The organism is Salinicola sp. MIT1003, from assembly GCF_001858555.1.
GTDB classification, from domain to species: Bacteria; Pseudomonadota; Gammaproteobacteria; order Pseudomonadales; family Halomonadaceae; genus Salinicola; species Salinicola salarius.
Genome location: NZ_MCAP01000057.1, coordinates 65502 through 83794, shown reverse-complemented (window position 1 = coordinate 83794; position 18293 = coordinate 65502). Strand labels below are relative to the sequence as shown.

At 65.4% G+C, this 18293-nt stretch carries 19 protein-coding genes; 9 read left to right on the top strand and 10 right to left on the bottom strand.

Features of this window, described 5'->3' with window-relative positions; translation table 11 throughout:
• Positions 1-89 precede the first annotated feature (89 nt).
• Genes BC443_RS15430 through BC443_RS15415 form a run of 4 tightly spaced genes read left to right on the top strand, consistent with a single transcriptional unit; the run spans position 90 to position 4042 of the window.
• A complete protein-coding gene (locus tag BC443_RS15430) occupies positions 90-983 on the top strand; it encodes an ABC transporter substrate-binding protein (protein WP_139284352.1) in 894 nt (297 codons plus the stop codon).
• A gap of 8 nt (positions 984-991) precedes the next feature.
• Positions 992-2179 carry an ABC transporter permease gene (locus BC443_RS15425; protein WP_071232724.1) on the top strand — a complete coding sequence of 396 codons (1188 nt, stop codon included), beginning with the start codon at positions 992-994 and terminating at the stop codon, positions 2177-2179.
• 31 nt (positions 2180-2210) lie between these two features.
• On the top strand, positions 2211-3278 hold the full coding sequence (locus BC443_RS15420; RefSeq protein ID WP_071232723.1) for an ABC transporter ATP-binding protein: 1068 nt from the start codon (positions 2211-2213) through the stop codon (positions 3276-3278).
• Positions 3275-4042: an ABC transporter permease gene (locus BC443_RS15415; protein WP_083387451.1), complete on the top strand. Its 768-nt coding sequence runs from the start codon at positions 3275-3277 to the stop codon at positions 4040-4042. The genes BC443_RS15420 and BC443_RS15415 overlap by 4 nt, the downstream gene beginning before the upstream one ends.
• Positions 4043-4097: 55 nt before the next feature.
• Here the strand turns inward: BC443_RS15415 and fabG are convergent, their stop codons facing one another.
• The 6 genes from fabG to BC443_RS18375 form a co-directional block, all read right to left on the bottom strand.
• Positions 4098-4862 (bottom strand): 3-oxoacyl-ACP reductase FabG, encoded by a 765-nt coding sequence (fabG, locus tag BC443_RS15410; protein WP_071232722.1) that lies wholly within the window; start codon positions 4860-4862, stop codon positions 4098-4100.
• An 85-nt stretch (positions 4863-4947) separates the two neighbouring features.
• Positions 4948-5250 carry a MarR family transcriptional regulator gene (locus BC443_RS15405; protein WP_071232721.1) on the bottom strand — a complete coding sequence of 101 codons (303 nt, stop codon included), beginning with the start codon at positions 5248-5250 and terminating at the stop codon, positions 4948-4950.
• The gene (locus BC443_RS15400; protein WP_083387450.1) at positions 5243-7609 is read right to left on the bottom strand and encodes an FdhF/YdeP family oxidoreductase; all 2367 of its coding nucleotides are present in this window, start codon (positions 7607-7609) and stop codon (positions 5243-5245) included. The genes BC443_RS15405 and BC443_RS15400 overlap by 8 nt, the downstream gene beginning before the upstream one ends.
• A gap of 406 nt (positions 7610-8015) precedes the next feature.
• The gene (locus BC443_RS15395; protein ID WP_071232720.1) at positions 8016-8801 is read right to left on the bottom strand and encodes a formate dehydrogenase accessory sulfurtransferase FdhD; all 786 of its coding nucleotides are present in this window, start codon (positions 8799-8801) and stop codon (positions 8016-8018) included.
• Between the two features lie 192 nt (positions 8802-8993).
• Positions 8994-9125 (bottom strand): entericidin A/B family lipoprotein, encoded by a 132-nt coding sequence (locus BC443_RS15390; protein ID WP_071232719.1) that lies wholly within the window; start codon positions 9123-9125, stop codon positions 8994-8996.
• 468 nt (positions 9126-9593) lie between these two features.
• Entirely contained in the window at positions 9594-9722 is a 129-nt protein-coding gene (locus tag BC443_RS18375; RefSeq protein WP_083387449.1) for an entericidin A/B family lipoprotein, read from the bottom strand.
• A gap of 186 nt (positions 9723-9908) precedes the next feature.
• Between BC443_RS18375 and BC443_RS15385 the strand changes: the two genes are divergently transcribed.
• Positions 9909-10334 carry an HIT domain-containing protein gene (locus BC443_RS15385; protein WP_071232718.1) on the top strand — a complete coding sequence of 142 codons (426 nt, stop codon included), beginning with the start codon at positions 9909-9911 and terminating at the stop codon, positions 10332-10334.
• A 109-nt stretch (positions 10335-10443) separates the two neighbouring features.
• Here BC443_RS15385 and BC443_RS15380 read toward each other — a convergent pair whose 3' ends face one another.
• From BC443_RS15380 to BC443_RS15365, 4 genes are read right to left on the bottom strand one after another with little or no spacing between them, the layout of a single operon-like run.
• Positions 10444-11457 (bottom strand): nickel/cobalt transporter, encoded by a 1014-nt coding sequence (locus tag BC443_RS15380; RefSeq protein WP_247643303.1) that lies wholly within the window; start codon positions 11455-11457, stop codon positions 10444-10446.
• A complete protein-coding gene (locus tag BC443_RS15375) occupies positions 11445-12131 on the bottom strand; it encodes a DUF1007 family protein (RefSeq protein WP_071232717.1) in 687 nt (228 codons plus the stop codon). Before BC443_RS15375 ends, BC443_RS15380 begins: the two co-directional genes overlap by 13 nt.
• On the bottom strand, positions 12128-12574 hold the full coding sequence (locus BC443_RS15370) for a hypothetical protein (RefSeq protein ID WP_071232716.1): 447 nt from the start codon (positions 12572-12574) through the stop codon (positions 12128-12130). The genes BC443_RS15375 and BC443_RS15370 overlap by 4 nt, the downstream gene beginning before the upstream one ends.
• Positions 12571-13158 (bottom strand): hypothetical protein, encoded by a 588-nt coding sequence (locus tag BC443_RS15365; RefSeq protein ID WP_071232715.1) that lies wholly within the window; start codon positions 13156-13158, stop codon positions 12571-12573. Before BC443_RS15365 ends, BC443_RS15370 begins: the two co-directional genes overlap by 4 nt.
• Positions 13159-13390: 232 nt before the next feature.
• Here BC443_RS15365 and BC443_RS15360 point away from each other — a divergent pair, with 232 nt between their 5' ends.
• The 4 genes from BC443_RS15360 (at position 13391) to BC443_RS15345 (ending at position 18256) form a co-directional block, all read left to right on the top strand.
• Positions 13391-14527 carry a glycerate kinase gene (locus tag BC443_RS15360; protein WP_071232714.1) on the top strand — a complete coding sequence of 379 codons (1137 nt, stop codon included), beginning with the start codon at positions 13391-13393 and terminating at the stop codon, positions 14525-14527.
• A 193-nt stretch (positions 14528-14720) separates the two neighbouring features.
• Positions 14721-15194: a Dps family protein gene (locus BC443_RS15355; RefSeq protein ID WP_071232713.1), complete on the top strand. Its 474-nt coding sequence runs from the start codon at positions 14721-14723 to the stop codon at positions 15192-15194.
• Between the two features lie 210 nt (positions 15195-15404).
• Entirely contained in the window at positions 15405-16784 is a 1380-nt protein-coding gene (locus BC443_RS15350; RefSeq protein WP_071232712.1) for a PAS domain-containing methyl-accepting chemotaxis protein, read from the top strand.
• Entirely contained in the window at positions 16781-18256 is a 1476-nt protein-coding gene (locus BC443_RS15345; RefSeq protein WP_071232711.1) for a chemotaxis protein CheW, read from the top strand. The genes BC443_RS15350 and BC443_RS15345 overlap by 4 nt, the downstream gene beginning before the upstream one ends.
• The last annotated feature ends 37 nt before the right edge of the window (positions 18257-18293 follow it).

Here is an 18293-nt window from a genome sequence, read left to right as displayed (position 1 = left end):
CAACCGAGCCTTGGGCTCATCGATCGCAAAGGAACGCCGCCATGTCCCACTCGCTCCCCCGTCTACTCACTTCCGTTGCCGCCTTCGCGATGACCGTCAGCCTGGGCATGAGCCAGGCCATGGCGCAGGACGACCAGCAGCCGATTCGCGTTGCCTCCAAGATCGATACCGAAGGCTCGCTGCTCGGCAACATGATCGTCGACGTGCTGGAAAACGCCGACCTGCCGGTGGAGAGCCGTCTGCAGCTCGGCCCGACCAACATCGTGCGCCAAGCGCTGGTGGCCGGCGATATCGATCTCTACCCCGAGTACACCGGCAACGGCGCGTTCTTCACCGACACCACCGACGACCCGGCGTGGAAGGACGAGCAGGCAGGCTACGAGAAGATCAAGGCCGCCGACAGCGAAGCGCACCAACTGGTGTGGCTGACTCCGGCACCCGCCAACAACACCTGGGCGATCGCCGTGCGCCAGGATCTGGCCGATGAAAACGATCTCTCCTCCATGGCTGACTTCGGCCAGTGGGTCAGCGACGGCGGCGAGATCAAGCTGGCCGCCTCGGCGGAATTCGTCGAAAGCGACGCGGCGCTGCCGAGCTTCCAGCGCGCCTATGACTTCACGCTCGGCGAAGACCAGCTGCTGGTGCTCTCCGGCGGCAATACTGCCGCGACGATCCGCGCCGCGGCCGAAGGCACCAGCGGCACCAATGCGGCGATGGTCTACGGCACGGATGGCGCCATTGCCGCCGCCGGGCTCAAGGTGATGGACGATCCCCAGGGCGTGCAGATGGTCTACGAACCGGCTCCTGTGGTGCGCCAGTCGGTACTCGAGTCCTATCCGCAGATCGAGGAGCTGCTGAAACCGGTGTTCGAATCGCTCGACCGTGAAACGCTGCAGACGCTGAACGGCAAGATCCAGGTCGACGGCCTGCCGGCGGATCAGGTCGCCCACGACTATCTCACCGAACAAGGCCTGCTGGACTGAACTCGATCATGGCGTCAGTCGCAAGCCATCGATGGGTCGGCAATCGGGTGCTGATGACGCTGCTCGTCGCCGCCGTCGCCAGCGTCGGGCTGCTGCCCTTCGCCAGTCTCTCGCCCAACCGGCTGGCCTCGGGGCAGTCGGTGATGCTCTGGCAGGCGCTGGCAAGCTGGCAGCTCGCTGCCCTTGCTCTGATCGGAATGACCCTGCTGATCGCGGCGCTGGCGAATCCGATGGGGCCACGCGCCTCCCAATGGCTCGCGCTGGCCGCCACGCTGCCGCTGCTGGCGCTCGATTTCTACGGCCTCGGGGATTACGCCCATCGCGCGCTGGTCGATGCCTCGCCAGCTGCGCGCGTTTCCCAGGGCGCGACCTTCTGGATCCTGCTTCTCGTCTCCGCCCTGATCGCCATCGACGCCCTGCAGCGACTGCGCCTCGGCCTGATCCAGCGTGCGCTGTACGGCGCGCTGGCCCTGGCCGTGATCGGCATCTGTTTCTCCGGCGAGCTGCTCGCGCCGCTGTCGATCATGCGCGAGTTCGGCAATCAGGAGGAAAACTTCGTCGACCAGCTCATTCGCCACCTGCTGCTGGTGGGCGGCGCCCTGCTGCCTGCCCTGCTGATCGGCCTGCCGCTGGGACTGCTGGCGAATCGTCGCGCCCGCCTGCGCAACGGCCTGTTCAGCGTGCTCAACGTCTTCCAGACACTACCCTCGATCGCCGTGTTCGGGCTGCTCATCGCGCCGCTCTCGGCGCTCGGCCGCGCCGTGCCGTGGCTGGGCGATCTCGGTGTCAGCGGAATCGGCGTGGCGCCGGCAATCATCGCGCTGGTGCTCTATTCGCTGCTGCCGATCGTGCGCAACACCTACTCCGGCCTTGCCGGCGTCTCCAGCGGTGCGCTGGAAGCGGCTCGCGGCATGGGCATGACGCCACGTCAGATACTGTGGCAGGTGGAGATTCCGCTGGCACTGCCGGTGATTCTCTCGGGACTTCGTATCGTCACCGTCCAGGCGATCGGCCTGGTGGTCGTCGCCGCGCTGATCGGCGCCGGCGGCTTCGGCGCCTTCATCTTCCAGGGGCTGGGCCAGTACGCCATCGATCTGGTGCTGCTGGGGGCCATCCCGACCATCGTGCTGGCGGTGATCGCCGACTTCGTGCTGCAGATTCTGGTCAGTCTGAGTCGCCCATCCGGCACTCGCTGACGCCGTTTCAGGCACTGATCAGGAAAGATCCATGATTGAATTGCAAGGATTGACCAAGACCTACGCCGGCACGAACGTCGTCGATGACGTCTCGCTGACGTTGGAGACTGGCGAGTTCGGCGTGCTGATCGGGCCATCAGGCTGTGGCAAGTCGACCACGCTGAAGATGATCAATCGCCTGGTCCCCCTGAGCGGCGGCCGCATCATTCTCAATGGCGACGACGTCACCGATCTGCCGGCCGAACAGCTCAGACGGCGGATCGGCTACGCGATTCAGTCGACCGGGCTCTTCCCGCACTGGAGCGTGGCCCAGAACATCGCCACCGTGCCGCAGCTGCTGAAGTGGCCGAAGTCGCGTATCGACGACCGGGTCGACGAGCTGATGGCGATGTTCCATCTCGATCCCGCCGAATTCCGCCACAAGTATCCGCATCAGCTCTCCGGCGGGCAGGCGCAGCGTGTCGGCGTGGCCCGGGCGCTGGCCGCCGATCCGGAAGTGCTGCTGATGGACGAACCCTTCGGCGCGGTCGACCCGCTCACCCGCGAGGTGCTCCAGGCGGAACTCAAGCGCGTCCACCAGCAGACCGGCAAGACCATCGTCTTCGTCACCCACGACATGGACGAGGCGCTGCAGCTCGCGACCCGCATCGCGCTGCTCAACGGCGGCCGGCTGGTACAGTACGACCGCCCGATCGAGATGATGGTGAAGCCTGCGGACGACTTCGTGCGCGAATTCATCGGCCAGGCGGATCTCGGCCTCAAGCTGCTCTCGAGGCGCTGGGTGCATCAATACCAACGGCCACCGAGTCTCGAACACCACGCTACCCTTCCCGGTCTCGATCACTGCTGGCAGCTCGACGATGCCGGCCGGCCGATTGCCCTCGAAGGCGCGCGGCTGGACGACGACCATGGCGTCACGCCGGTCAAGGCCGAGTGGACCGCCACGCCCGAGATGAGCCTGAAGGAGGCGCTCTCCCGCATGGTGTGGTATCGCGTGATGGTACTGCCGGTGATCGACGACGCGGGCAAGCTGATCGGCGAGATCGGCATGCAGGGCATCATGGGAATTCAGGCGGAAGCGGGGAGCGAGGTTTCATGAACGGCGCGATCCACGGGGCACGGCGGCTACGCGCTGCCTCCGCCGGGAACGGGGTGCTGGGCGTACTGATCGTGTTGCTGATCGGCCTGACGCTGGGCATGGGCCAGCTGGAGCCGCTGTTCCGGGCGCTGTTCCCGGACCTCGGCAACCCGCTCTACGCCCGGGACAGCTTCCTCAACCTGATGCTCGCGCACATCGGGCTGGTGCTGATGTCGTCGCTGATTTCGGTGACGATCGGCGTCGCCGCGGGCCTGTTCGTGACCCGCCCGGTCGGGCGCGAGTTCGAGCCGATGGTGTCGTCGCTGGCCGCGATCGGCCAGACCTTCCCGCCCGCCGCGGTACTCGCCATTGCCGTACCGCTGGCCGGCTTCGGCTTCGCTCCGACCATCATCGCGCTCTCGCTCTACGGCCTGCTGCCGGTGATCCAGAACACCATCGCCGGTCTCGGCACGGTGCCCCGGACCACGCTCGAAGCCGCCCGCGGCAACGGCATGAACCGCTGGCAGATTCTGCGCCGCGTGGAGCTGCCCCTGGCGATGCCGGTGATCATTGCCGGCATTCGCATTTCGGTGATCGTCAACATCGGCACCGCCACCATCGGCTCCACCGTCGGCGCCAAGAGCCTCGGCACGCCGCTGATCGCCGGCCTGGTCGGCAACAACCTGGCCTACGTGATCCAGGGGGCGCTGCTGGTCGGCCTGCTGGCGATCGTCACCGACCTGCTGTTCGAGCGACTGGAGCGACGGTACTCGTTCGGGGATTGAGCTCAGCCAAAGCTCTTAGCCAAAGGCCCTTAGCCAAAGCCCTTAGCCAAAGCCCTCAACCAAAGTACTGGGCTCCGTTGATGTCGACGATGGTGCCGGAGACGAAAGCGGCACCGTCGCTCGCCAGCCAGACTGCCGCCGAGGCGACGTCCTCGGGCAGCCCGGCGCGCCCGGCGGGGATCGTCTCGATGGTGGCGCGCTTGGATTCGTCGGTGGTGAAGGTCGCGTGGAACGGCGTCGCCTCGATGAAGCCCGGCGCCAGCGCATTGACCGTGATTCCCCGATTCGCCACTTCCTTGGCCAGCCCGCGGGTGAAGCCGAACAGCGCCGCCTTGGCGGTGGCGTAGGCCGTGGCGCCGGGATGACCGCCGTTGCGCCCGGCCAGCGAGGACACCGTGACGATGCGTCCGCCGCCATCGCGAACCAGCGGCAGCAGATGGTGGGTGACCAGAAAAACCGAATCCACGTTGAGCGCCTGCACCTGGCGCCACAGCGAGAACGGCATCTCCTCGATGGTCGAGCGCTGAACCAGGCCGCCGGCGTTGTTGATCAGAATATCGATACCGCCGACTTCCTCTTTCAGCCAGCTCGCGAAGCGCTCGACGGCCGCTTCGTCGGTGACGTCCAGCGACCGGGCCAGCGCCGTTTCACCGCTGCTGGCGGTCAACGCTGCCAGCGCTTCTGAATCGGGCTCGTGGGAACGATAGGTAATCACCACCCTCGCCCCGGCGGCCGCCAGTGCCTTGGCGATGGCATGGCCGATACCCACGCCGCCGCCGGTCACGACCGCGACCCGTCCCTGCAGATGATTGTCCGGCATGTAACGCTCCCTTTTCTCCGGTGATCGTGTTTTCCGTTGATCGTGCTCTACGATGATCGCGACAATCGGCGATACCGGCATTGAGTCAGCAAACGGGCGATAAAATCAACCGCAGGGCGGGGCTGGCGCCGCCGGCCGGCCGGGTCAGGACCCAGCCGCCGCTTTCGAGCTCGGTCGCGGCGCGTCGGACCAGGGCGTGTTCGATGCCCAGGCGGCGCGACAGCACCGCCGTGGTCGTGCCCGTCTTCTCCTCTCCACCGCCGCCCTGTGCATCGAGCGCTCTCAAGGCTACCAGCACCAGTGCCGCCAGCGGATCGAGCTGGGGCTGCTCGATCTGCAGCGCCTGCCACTGGCGCTGCAGGTCGACCGGGTCAGGGAGCTCAGGCAAGCCGCGTGCTCGCCTCGAGCCTGACGGCGACCGACTTGGACGCCGGCGTGTGGCTGAAATCGCCCTTGTGGTCGAGCGGGATCAGCGGATTGGTCTCCGGATAGTAGGCAGCGGCGCAGCCTTGGGGCGTGTCGTAGGCGACGATCTTGAAGCCCTCGACGCGGCGGGTCACGCCATCGTCCGATTCACCGATCAGATCGACCCACTGCCCGGCCTCGAAGCCCAGACGCGCGATGTCGTCCCGGTTGAGGAAGAGCACCCGCCGGCCGCCCTCGATACCGCGATAACGGTCGTCGTAGCCGTAGACGGTGGTGTTGTACTGATCGTGGGAACGCATCGTCTGCAGCGTCAGCCAGCCCTCGCGCGAGGCGAGACGCTGGTGCATGACCGCCGTCGGCAGCGCGTCATCGGAAAACTCGGCCTTGCCGGTCGCCGTGCCGAATTCGAGCCGGGCCACCGGGTTGGCGAGCCAGAACCCTCGCGGCGCGCGCACGCGGGAGTTGAAGTCCTCGAAGCCGGGGATGACCGCCGCGATATGCTCGCGGATGACGTCGTAATCCTCGCGCATCGCGGCCCAATCGATGACCTCGTCATCGATCGTTTCGTTGGCGAACAGCCGCTCGGCGATGCCGGTGAGGATGGCGATCTCGGAACGCAGCGCCTTGTCCGCCGGCTTGTTGATACCGGCGGAGCCGTGAACCATGCTCATCGAATCTTCCACCGTGATCAGTTGCGACTTGCCCGCGACTCCGTTGCGATCGATGCTGCGGTCGATCTCGCTGCGGCCGATGCAGGGCAGAATCAGCGCCTGCTCGCCGGTGACCAGGTGGCTGCGGTTGAGCTTGGTGCTGATGAACGCGGTCAGCCGGCAGTTGGCCATCGCCTTCTCGGTGACGACGCTGTCGGAAATCGCGCGGGTGAAGTTGCCGGCCAGACCGATGAACACCTTGCCCGGCCGGTCGCGCATCGCCTCGACCGCCGCTACGGAATCGACCCCGTGCTCCCGCGGCATCGGCCGGCCGTACTTCGCCTCCAGCGCATCGAGCAGCGCCTTGGAGGGCTTCTCGAAAATGCCCATGGTGCGATCGCCCTGGACGTTGGAGTGGCCACGAACCGGCGAGGTACCGGCGCCCGGCTTGCCCAGGTTGCCGCGCAGCATCAGCAGATTGACGATCTCGCGTACCGTCGGCACGGAATGGACGTGCTGGGTGATGCCCATCGCCCAGCAGGCGATGGTGGCGTTGGAGCGCGCGTAGAGTTCGGCGGCCTGCTCCATCTCCTCGCGGGTCAGGCCGGACTGGGCCTCCAGTGCGGTCCATTCGGTCGCTTCGACGCGAGCACGATAGGCCTCGAAATGAGCGGTATGGGCTGCCAGGAAGTCGTGATCGAGCACGTCCTCTCCGGCGGCATCGCGAGCGAACAGCGCCTTGGCCATGCCGCGCACCACGGCCATGTCGCCGCCCAGCTTGGGCCGGAAGTAGTGGCTGCTGATGCGATGGCTGCCGTTGTGCAGCATCTCTAACGGCTTCTGCGGATCGGCGAACTTCTCGAGCCCCCGCTCCTTCAAGGTGTTGAAGGTGACGATGGTCGCGCCCCGCTCGGCGGCCTCGCGCAGTACGCCGAGCATGCGCGGGTGGTTGGTGCCCGGGTTCTGGCCGAACACGAAGATCGCCTCAGCCTTTTCGAAGTCCTCGAGCCGCGCGCTGCCCTTGCCGGTGCCCAGCGCCGCATTGAGCGCCACGCCACTGGCTTCGTGACACATGTTGGAGCAGTCCGGCAGGTTGTTGGTGCCGTAGAGGCGTGCCAGCAGCTGGAACACGTAGGCGGACTCGTTGCCCGCCTTGCCGGAGGTATAGAAGATGGCGTCGTCCGGCGTGGGCAGCGCCTTGAGCTCGGCGGCGATCATCTCGAGCGCGTCGTCCCAGGCGATCGGCTCGTAGTGGTCGGTGTCGGCGTTGTAGCGCATCGGCTCCACCAGCCGCCCCTGGTCCTCGAGCCGATAGTCGTCCCAGGTCTTCAGTTCGCTGACGCTGTGTCTGGCGAAGAACTCGCGAGTCACACGCTTGGCCGTCGCTTCCCAGGTCACCGCCTTGACGCCGTTTTCGCAGAACTCAAACGAGGAGCCGTGCTCCGGATCGCCCCAGGCACACCCGGGACAGTCGAAGCCGTCCGGCTGGTTGAGCTTGAATAGCGAACGCGCATTGAGCGCCGGCGAACGGCTGTGCAACAGATGCTTGCCGACCGACTTCAGCGCGCCCCAGCCGCCCGCCGGGTTGTGATAGTCGAAGATCTTCGCATCCGGCGGGATGACATCGGCGCCGGACGCGTTCTGGCTGGATTCTTGGCGGGGCTGGGACATGTTTCTCCTCCCGGGAAACGATCGGACAACGATCACGAATGCTTGCAGGCTCGGGGCGTGAGCGCAATGACACTCGGTCGTCAATGGTAACAAGTTCGATCAGGAAAACGTCAGGAGCAGGCGTGTTCGGGGTTGGCCGAGCGCATCTTCGGCTGGCGGCAATGCTTGCTGATCTCGTCTCGAACGATGCTGGCTTTCAACGCTGACCGGATCGACGCTGCCGGCCGACAGGCGATAGGGCGACCTCCAGCGGAGCGCTGACGACATTCGTGCCTCGGAAGCTGTCGAATGCCGAGAAGACGATGAGGGCAACGTCGTATCAGGGGGCCACAGCATAGCATGCAGCAAAATAGTTCGCATGCTCATCGATGTTCATCGACCCTCATCGGTTCCGCCGAACCGTGGCTCAGCCATCGCCGCGACTCAACAGTTCGAGCCGTTTGCCACGATGGCAGTTGATCAGCGTCAGGTTGCAGCTGCGCGCGACTTCGACCGCGAGACGGGAGGGATAGGAGAGCGTCGCCAAGGCAGGGATCTTCGCCCTGACGCTTTTCTGAACCAGCTCCAGGCTACAGCGGCTGGAGGTCATCACCAGCGCCGGCAGGATGCCGGCGATCAGGCTGGCGCCGATCACCTTGTCCAGGGCGTTGTGCCGCCCGATATCGCGGCCGACCGTGGCGACCGTGCCCGCCTGGGAAAGCCCCAGGGCCAGGTGCATGCCGGGGGCGGATTCGGTGCGCAGGGATTCAAGGCCCGACGCGAGGGTATCGACTTCCGGCAGCGCCGCGTCGGGCAGACGGGTCAGGCCAAACAGCAACTGCGACTCCTCCTGCACGCCGCAGGCGCCGCAGCCGCTGGTCGACAGCGTTGCCCGCGCCTGGCTGCCGGCGCGTCTGGCGATCCGGTCGGCAACCCGCAGACGAACCCGGAAACCGTGGCGGCTGGTCTCGATCTCGATGGCACCGACATCGGCATAGCGATCGATCACGCCCTCGCTGAACGCGAACCCGACCGCCAGCGCTTCGAGCTGGTCCGGCGTCGCCAGCACAGTGGCGTAGGCGGTGTCGTTGAACACGATGGAGACGGGAGACTCCTGCGGCCCGGGAAGCGTATCGAGGGAGCAGGCACTGGCGTCATCGAAGATCGCCACGGGATCGTTATCAGACAGAGATGACTGGGAAGACGATGTCATGCATGACTCCGTTCCATCGACGCGTCAGGGAGGAAGCACGGCTTTACTTTATCACGAGATCATGGGGTCACGGGTGCGTTGCGAGAGGCGGGGATGACGTGGACGAGGTCAGGCAAGATATTCATCAGACAAGATATTCTGGCAAGGCGGAATGGCAAAACGCCCGATCCTCGGGACCGGGCGTTTGTGAACTCAGCTGGCAGCGTCCTGTACGGCTTCGCCACCGGCTTCGACGTCCTTGCCAGCGCCATCGACGGTGTTGCATCCCGCCAGGATACCGGCGCTGAACAGTGCGAACAGAGAGAAAGCAATCAGGCGTTTCATGGTGTCGTCCTCCTTAACGTTTTAGACGGATGAATTCTTGGCTCATCCGGGCCGTTTTGTTATCGGCCTGTCATCAAGGTAGCAGAAAGTCATGAAAAACGCGCAATACGACTTGTCTAACTGTCGGATTTCGCTTCCAAACTGCCGGCCTATCACCGTTTCATGCACGGCAACGTGGGTCGCGCCGAGACGGCAACGGGCCTAGGGTCTGTTGACGTTTCATGCACGGCCGCGCCGGAGCCAGTTTTTGTGCGGGGCAAGGCGTGAGGAGCGTAGTTTGGTCATTCCAAATGAACGACGAATAACGCAGCACCGTGCAAAAACTGGCCCGGCCCTTCGGGTTGCGCGGCAAATGGCGCCATGCGGCGTTGCGGGATTGGAAAAGGGAACCACCCTTCTCTGCATCCCGCGCCTGGCCTGGCGCCATTTGGCGCAGCAACGCGGTTCGCGCTGAAACGTCAACAGACCCTAGCGGGAAGCGTTCTGGATCTTCTCGCCGCCGCGCTCGATATCCTGGCCCAGCCCATGCATCGTGTTGCAGGCACTCAGTGTCAATAACAGGCAGCCAATGGCCAGCCATCCCCATCCAGCTTTCATCGTCCAATCCTCGTTACAGGGCCGCCTTTCGATAGCGCTTACCGCTATCACGGCGGCAACGCCGAAATCTTACCACCGTTCCCGCGGTCGCCGCGCGACTCGACGCCCTCATGGCAGCGACGTAAAGTGGCGCCTCGAACCCTCTCTTTCGACCTTGTTCTTCGCCGCCTTCCAACCGGAGCCGCCATGTCCCTCTTCACGCTCGACGCACGCCTGCAGCAGGATAGCGTCCACGTCATCGATCTGCGGTTGTGCCAGGTCCGTTTGAGCCGGGATGCGCGCTACCCCTGGGTCATTCTGGTCCCGCAGCGCGACGATGTCGTCGAGATCTACGATCTGTCCCCCGACGATCAGGCGCGTCTGTGGCAGGAAGCCACTCGACTTGGCCAGGCGATGATGCGCCACTACGGCGGCGACAAGCTGAACGTCGCCACGCTCGGCAATCTGGTGCCGCAGCTCCATCTGCACGTGATCGTACGCTTTCAGGGCGATGCCGCCTGGCCAGGCCCGGTCTGGGGGCAGGGAGTGGCCGAGGCCTACGCCGACAACGCGCTCGAAGGGCGCCGCGACGAGATCGTTCGACTGGCAGGTGAAGCCGGTCTCTTGAGTTGACGACCTGGCGACCTGGCGACCTGGCGACCTGGCGACCTGGCAAGCTAACGACTTGGCGAGCTGACGAACTGACCGCGAGCTTGGCGCGTCGGCTCGAGCCGATCCAGAATCAGCCGCGCCCCGATCCGAATGGCCCCGGGGCAGGTTCGGACTGCGCCGTGGGTGCGCCCAGCATGGGCGGCGCGGCGGCCGGGCCTCGCTGCCACTGCGCCAGCGTCAGCGACAGCCCCAGCACGAGTATCAGCGCTCCGCCCGCCAGGCCGATCCAGGCCTGCCACTGACCGCCGCCAGCCGCCGGCTCGAGATGACGCGTGACCCAATCCCGCGCCACGACGCTGAGCAGCGCCAGCACCGAGACGGTCAGCGCCGTTCCCGCCGACATCGCCAACACCGCCACCACGCCCTTGCCGAACTCGTCCAGCAACGCGGCCGCGCCCAGCAGCAGGACGGCGCCGCTACAGGGCCGAATGCCGATCGAGAGCACCGTCAGCAGAGCCACGCGCCAGTCGCTCGCCTTGCGCGGGTCGACATGATGCTCGTGCCCGCAGCCGCAGTGCGCCCCGTGCGTATGGCGCTGCTCATGAATGCCCTCCTGCACGAGCGAACTGGCGTGGCGCGAACGCCATAGGCGACGCAGCGAACGCACGCAGAGCCACAACCCCAGCAGCGAGACGACGGCGAAGCTGACGAGCTCGGCCTGCTCGATGCTGCCCATCGCCTGTCGGGTCAGCCAGCCCAGACCGAAGACCAGCACGCCGATGATGGAGATCGCCATGACGCCCTGCAGCAAGGCCGCCAGCGCGGAAAGCCCCAGCGCGCGACGCCAGGCGCCGCCCTGCGAGGCCAGGTAAGTGCTCAGCACCACCTTGCCATGACCCGGCCCCGCCGCATGGAAGACGCCGTAGCCGAAACTCACGCCGAGCAACAAGCCCCAGGTCGCCGCGCTCGGCGTACGCTTGAGGGCGGTGACCGCCTCGACCAGGGCGTGGTAGAACTCGCCCTGCCAGTACACGATGCGTACCGCGGCCTGCTGCCACCAGCCCAGCGAATACCCCACCACGCCGATGGCGACCAGCATTGCCAACGGAATCATCACTTTCAGCAACGCATTCAACCGGGGCACGTGATCTCTCCGGTCTCGGCAAAGAAGCGGCCGAGATTCGGCTCGCCGGTCTCGCTCTTGTCCAGCATCGCCGCTTCCATCACCTTCTGCGGGTCCGGCGTTGCCTTGACGACGACCGTGGCACACCCCTCGGGGGCGTTTGCCAGCGTCAGGGCGCCAGGCAGCGGCCGGGAGCCATCCTCGTTGGCCTCGTGGACCATCTCGATGTAGTAGGTCGGATCGAAGATCCGATAGCGCAAGGTACGACCGGCCAGCGGTTGCGGCGTCGCCAGCGGCAGCACGAAATCGTAGATCAACCGCTCGTCGCGATAGTCGGTATTGGTGTCGCTGACATCTCCCTGGGCCAAGGGGTCGTCGTCGAGAGTGATAGTGGTGAGGTTGTGCTGGGTGGCGAGGTTGTCGCGGATCTCGACGCCCAGCGCATCGAGACGCTCGGCCATGCTGGTGGCGTCGTCGGCGGTCGCCATCTCCTCCATCACCACCTGGCTGTAGAACGGGTCCATGCGCCAGCGCTGACGCAGCGCGGTCAGGTTTCCTTCGTCATCGAAGATCCCTTCGACGCTCATGTCGACCCAGCCGTGCGGGTGAGCCAACGCCGCCGAAGGCTCTCCCAGACACAGGGCGATCCCCAGGCCCAGCCAACCATAGCGGCAGCGAGACGACGCTTTCTTCAAGGCAACAATCCCAACCGATTCTGAACGTCGATGAACAGCGGATCGAGCTCCAGCGCATCCAATGGCTGGTCGCCGCGCCGGCCACTCAGGGTGAGGAAGGTATCGCCGTTCTGGATGACCAGCCCCGGAGGACGCTCGCCCCCACTGGTGACCTGGGCGTGGACCTCGTACCCGGAGCGGGACGCCAGCACGGCATCGATCTGGCCCAGGTCGCCATCGGCGTGACGGATCACGAACCCGCGCTCGGCCAGCATCGCGAGCGTTGCCTTGAGGGTGGATTCCGCCGTCGCCTCGACGGCGATACTCCGCGGCTGCGGTTGGGGCGCGACGGCACAGCCGGTCAGCGAAAGCATCCCGATCAGCAGCCCCAGCCCGGCGACTCGCCAGGGGCGGGAACGGGAAGCCGTACGCCGCCGAAGCGCGGGTATCTTGCGATGATTCATGGCGTTGCCTCCCCAGCGGTCCCGTTCAAGCGGGTGTCGATGTCCTGTCGCAACTGCTGACAGAACGACGGCTGGTTGTAGCTGCGTGCGTCGATCAGATAGCCGTTGTAATCGACCACGACCGAATCACGGTCGACCAGGGTCGTCTGCTCCGGCGTCACCACCGAGACGCGCTCGATCTGGACCGGGTCGGTGTTGTAGCCACCGCCGAAGTTCTGGAACACGCCCAGCGAATAGCCGTTCCGCCCACCCAGGCCGAAGCCGCCCCAGAAGCCGGTGCGCCCTAGCGGGCTTTCCACCGCGCCGAGGCCCGGTTGCAATGTCTTGCGCTCGGCGCTGACCAGGCCCAGCGTGGCATCGGTATCGAGAATGGCGTAGCCCTGGCTCTCGAGCGCCTCGCGCGTGGCCCGTAGCCGCTCCAGCGGATCGGCACTGCCGGCCGGCCAGCGGCAGGCGGCCGGTAGCGCATTGCCGCCGGCCGCCGAGGTGGGCGCCGGTGCCGACAGTGCCTGGCAACCGCTCAACAATCCGAGCCCGATGAAGAGAACCATCCAGCGCCCAATCCGACATCGTCGATCGTTCATGACAGCCTCCTTGCGGGGGATTGCGAACAGCGTTCAGCATGCCAGTTTCCCCCCTGCCAATCCACGCCCATCGTGATGACTTCCGACGGGAGCGGGCGGCAACGTCGCACGAGCGCGCGAGTGGCGATCAGCAGGTCACGATAGCCCGTCGCCGTCGGCGTGGAACGACGCTATGCTGACCGCTGCCACGACGAGCCCGTTTCACTCTCGTTTACTCTCGACAGAGGATGCCATGAATATCGTCATTGCCCCTGACAGCTTCAAGGATGCGCTCTCCGCCCGCGACGCCGCCGCCGCCATTGCCGCCGGCCTGAAGCGGGAGCTACCCGATGCCATCTTGCATGAATGCCCGATGGGCGATGGCGGCGAAGGCACGCTGGATGCGCTGCTGGCGGCCACCGGTGCCGAGCGGCGCACGGCGAACGTGCAGGACGCGCTGGGGCGCGAGGCCACGGCGGCCTGGGGCTGGCACCAGGCCACCCTCACCGCGTTCGTCGAACTGGCCGAAGCCAGCGGCCTGCAGCAGCTCGAACGAGAGGAGCGCACCGCGCTTCACAGTACCACCTTCGGCGTCGGCCAACTGATCGAGGCGGCGCTGGATGCGGGGGCTCGTTCGCTGGTACTGACGCTGGGCGGCAGTGCCACCAACGATGCTGGCGCGGGCATGCTGGTGGCCCTCGGCGCCCGCCTGCTCGACAGCGAAGGGCGGCCCCTTCCGCCGGGTGGCGCCGCGCTGGCCGATCTGGCGACGCTCGATCTCGACGGGCTCGACCCTCGCCTGGCCTCGCTGGAGGTGCGGACCGCCGTCGACGTCGACAACCCCCTGCTCGGCCCGCGGGGTGCCAGTGCCATCTTCGGCCCGCAGAAAGGCGCCACCAGCGCCGACGTCGAACGGCTCGACCGTGCGCTCTCCCACTTCGCCGATCATGCGGCGGAAGCCTTGGGGGAGGATTTCCGCGAACTGCCGGGTGCCGGTGCCGCCGGCGGCATGGGCTTCGCCGCGCGCGCCTTCCTCGGCGCCACGCTGCGCCCCGGCATCGAGCTGGTCATGGAGCAGGTGAAATTCGACGCGCTGCTCGCCGATGCCGACTGGGTGATCACTGGCGAAGGCCAGCTGGACGGCCAGAGCCTGTCAGGCAAGACGCCGATCGGCATCGCTCGCCGTGCCGAACGCTTCGGCGTTCCTACCGTCGCGCTGGTCGGGCGCCTGGGGGACCAGTGGCAGGCCGCCTTCGATCACGGCATCACGGCGGCGTTTGCTCTGGCGGACGGCCCGCTCACACTGGACGAGGCGCTGTCACGCTGCGGCGAACTGCTGAGCGACCGCGCGCGCACACTGGCCCGACTCTGGCAGGTCGCCCCTCGCTAGAGGTGCGACATTTCGCTCGCTTCAGGCCCTTGCTTTCCCCTCGTGCTGCCCTGATATCTTCAAGAGAGCGCGGCACGTCGCGACATGATCGCGACATGATAGAACGTCACTATTCATCCCATACAGATGCTTGGATGGGCCTCGATGTGACGCCCGGTTAGACTGACTTTCAGCACCTTCAAGGAGAGATCTCATGTCCGATACCAATGCCATTGGCCTGCACGCTTCCAGCGCGTCCCAGCTTGCGGAAAAGCTCAACGCCCTGCTGGCCAACTATCAGGTGTTCTACATGAACGCCCGCGGCTATCACTGGAACATCAAGGGCGAGCATTTCTTCGAGCTTCACGCCAAATTCGAAGAGATCTACACCGACCTGCTGACCAAGGTCGACGAAGTGGCCGAGCGCATTCTCACACTGGGTTATCAGCCGCTGCACGCCTACAGCGACTACGCCAAGATTTCCCAGATTCAGGAAGACAAGCAGGTCTCCGACGGCAAGCAGTGCGTTCAGGGCCTGGTGAAAGGCTTTCAGGTTCTGATCGAGCTCCAGCGCGAGCTGCTCTCTCAGGCTAGCGATGCCGACGATGAAGGCACCGCCTCTATGGCCAGCGATTACATTCGCGAGCAGGAAAAGACCGTGTGGATGCTCAACGCCTATCTGGGCTGAGTATTCGCCGTAACCTGTTGGAAAAAGTGAAGCCTGCCGATAGAAAAGCCACCCTCGGGTGGCTTTCCTGTCTCTTCCCCCTGAAGCCTCTCGACATTTAAGTAAACTTTAGTACACCATTGTAACGCGGCATTAACCCACCAGCGCATGGGCCTTTATTGTCTGCCCGCAGGCTCGCGCGTGATCTTGCACGTCTTGGAGTCATCCAGCATGTCGGTCGATTTTGATTATCCCCCCGTCACCCTCGACACTCAGAGCCAACAACTGGATGCGCTGTGGAAAGCCATTGACCGTTCCCAGGCCATCATCGAGTTCGATCTGCAGGGAAAGGTCGTCAGCGCCAACGCCAACTTCCTCGATCTGATGGGTTATACGCTCGACCAGATCGTCGGACAGCACCACCGCCTCTTCTGCGACCCCGCCGAGATATCCACGCCGGAGTACCGCACGTTCTGGCAGCAGCTCGCCCAGGGTGAGCTGATGGCAGGCGAATACCGCCGCCTGACCCAGAGTGGCAAGGAGGTCTGGCTCCAGGCCACCTACAATCCGGTTAACGATGCGGACGGCAAGCCGTACCGGGTCATCAAGATGGCGACGGACATCTCCGCGGAAAAGCATCTGGCGGCCGAGTACGAAGGCAAGGTCAACGCCATGGATCGCGCCCTGGCGGTGATCGAGTTCGATCTCAAGGGCAATATCCTGTCCGCCAATCGCAACTTTCTCGACACCATGGGCTACCAGGCCGACGACATCATCGGCCATCATCACCGCATGTTCTGCGAACCGGATTACGTCACCAGCCGGGAGTACCGCGACTTCTGGCAGTCCCTGGGGCGCGGCGAGTTCTTCAGCGGGCGGTTCATGCGGTTCGGCAACCATGGCCGCCGCGTCTGGATCCAGGCGACCTACAATCCGATCTTCAATGCCGATGGCGCCCCCTACAAGGTGGTCAAGTTCGCCACCGACATTACCGATCAGGTCGAACTGGAAGAGCATATCCAGACATTGACCGAGGCGATGAGCGTTTCGCTGCAACAGCTCAACGCCTCGATTGCCTCGATCGCCGAGAACACGCAGCTGACGCGGGAACTGGCGCGCGCCACACAGCAGGAAGCCGAACACGGCACCCGCTCGCTGGACGACTCCCGTACCGCGATGACCGCCATCCAGAAATCCTCGGAAGACATCAACGACATCGTCCAGGTCATCGGCGAAATCGCCTCGCAGACCAACCTGCTGGCCTTCAACGCAGCGATCGAAGCGGTTCGTGCCGGCGAACACGGCCTCGGGTTCTCCGTGGTGGCCGACGAAGTGCGCAAGCTGGCCGAGAAATCCGCCGATGCCACCCGCCAGATCAACCGCCTGCTGGGGGAATCTCTCAAGCGTATCGAGAGTGGCAATACCGTCTCCCAGCGCGCCGCCGACTCCTTCGGACGCATCGTCGACGGCGTCGGGCAGACCACCGCCTCGGTCGAGAAGATCGCCAGCTCGGCAGGCGAACAGCTGGAAACCGCCAAGCATGTCGACGAACTGATCCGCGACCTGGCCCAAGCCACCCAGCGCGGGGCGGGTAACGACAAGACATCATGACCCAACGCGTACTGGGAATACTGCGCCTCAACGACAGTGACATCGCGCTGGATGCCGCGCACCTGATCGAGGTGGTACGTCTCGAGACGCCTCTTTCTCCCCGCCCGCTGGCGCCAAGCTGGTCGCTGGGTACGTTGCTGTGGCGGGGCTCGCCGGTGCCGGCGATCGACCTGGGCAGGCTGCTCGAACTGGACCCGAGCACGGGCCCGCGGGAAGCCGGCGAGCTCATGGCGATCATCGAATATCGCGGCGGCCGCTTCGGGATGCGGATTTCGCACATCAGGGACCTGGTGAGCGTCGATCCCGAGCAGCTCCATACGCTAAAGAACGCGGCGGGCGATGCCGACGCCCTGACGCCGCAGTTGCTCGAGCATCCCGACTTCGACAGCGCCATCTACGTGCTCGACCTCGAAGCGCTGTTCGCCCTCGAGGGCATGGTCTCGGTACACGTCGAAGCCGACCGGCAGAGGACGAATGCCGCCACCGTGAAGGAGAACACCCACAGCGACCGGCGCTGGCTCGTCGTCGATTGTGACGACACGCGACTGGCGCTGGATGTGGGCGCGGTACGGGAAGTCGCCACCTGCGGCCCCATCGACTCCCCCATGATCGATCTGCCGGCCTATCTCGGCAATGTCACCCTGCGTGGCGCCACCCTGCCGCTGTTCGATCCCCGAGCGCTGATCGGCCAGCCGGCCCGCCAGACACCACCATCTCATCTCGCCGTTCTCGATAGCGATCACGGTCGTGTCGCCCTCGCCGTCGATCGCGTCGCGACGCTGACGGGCAGCGACCAGCCGGCGCCTCTACCGGTCTCCCCGAGTGCGGGCTACGCCCCCGCCGTCAGCGCACTGGTGCCCGCCGCGGACGAGGGCAAGGACGCCCTGGCGATCGATCACCACGAGCTGTTCGGCAACCTCAACGTCAACGCGCTGGCGCGTCTCCATACCCGGCTCGATACGGAGGCCAGGCAAGCGCGGGAACAGCGCGACTGGCAGCGATTCGCCTTCGTCCATTTCCGCTGCGGCGGCGATTACGTCACGACGCTCGACCAGCTCGAAGCCGTCGACTCGGCACCGACGGACTATCAGAAGAGTTCGCATCCGGCCGGCCCTTTTCTCGGCGCCTGGCGTCGACAGGATCGCAGCGTCTCGCTGGTAGATCTGCGCGCGCTGCTGGGAATCGACTCCTCCCACCCCGCGAATCACGTCCTGGTCGTCGAGACGGGTTACGGTCTCGTCGGGTTCCTCGTCGACTACCTCCGCAGAATCGAGTACGTCGAAGCGCCCAGGGAGAGCTTTACCATTCGCTGGCGCGGCGATGCCGTCGACGGCGCGTCGCCCGAGCCCTCCCCCGTCAAGGCGGCCAAACGGCTGATCTCGGTCGGCGAAGGCGACAAGCGTCAGGTGATGGCGCTTTTGTGTCTGCAGACCCTGGCCAAGCGGCTCAGCGAGGCTGGCTCGACCGCCTGAGACAAACGCCTGAGACGAACGCGCGGATTCGAGCATC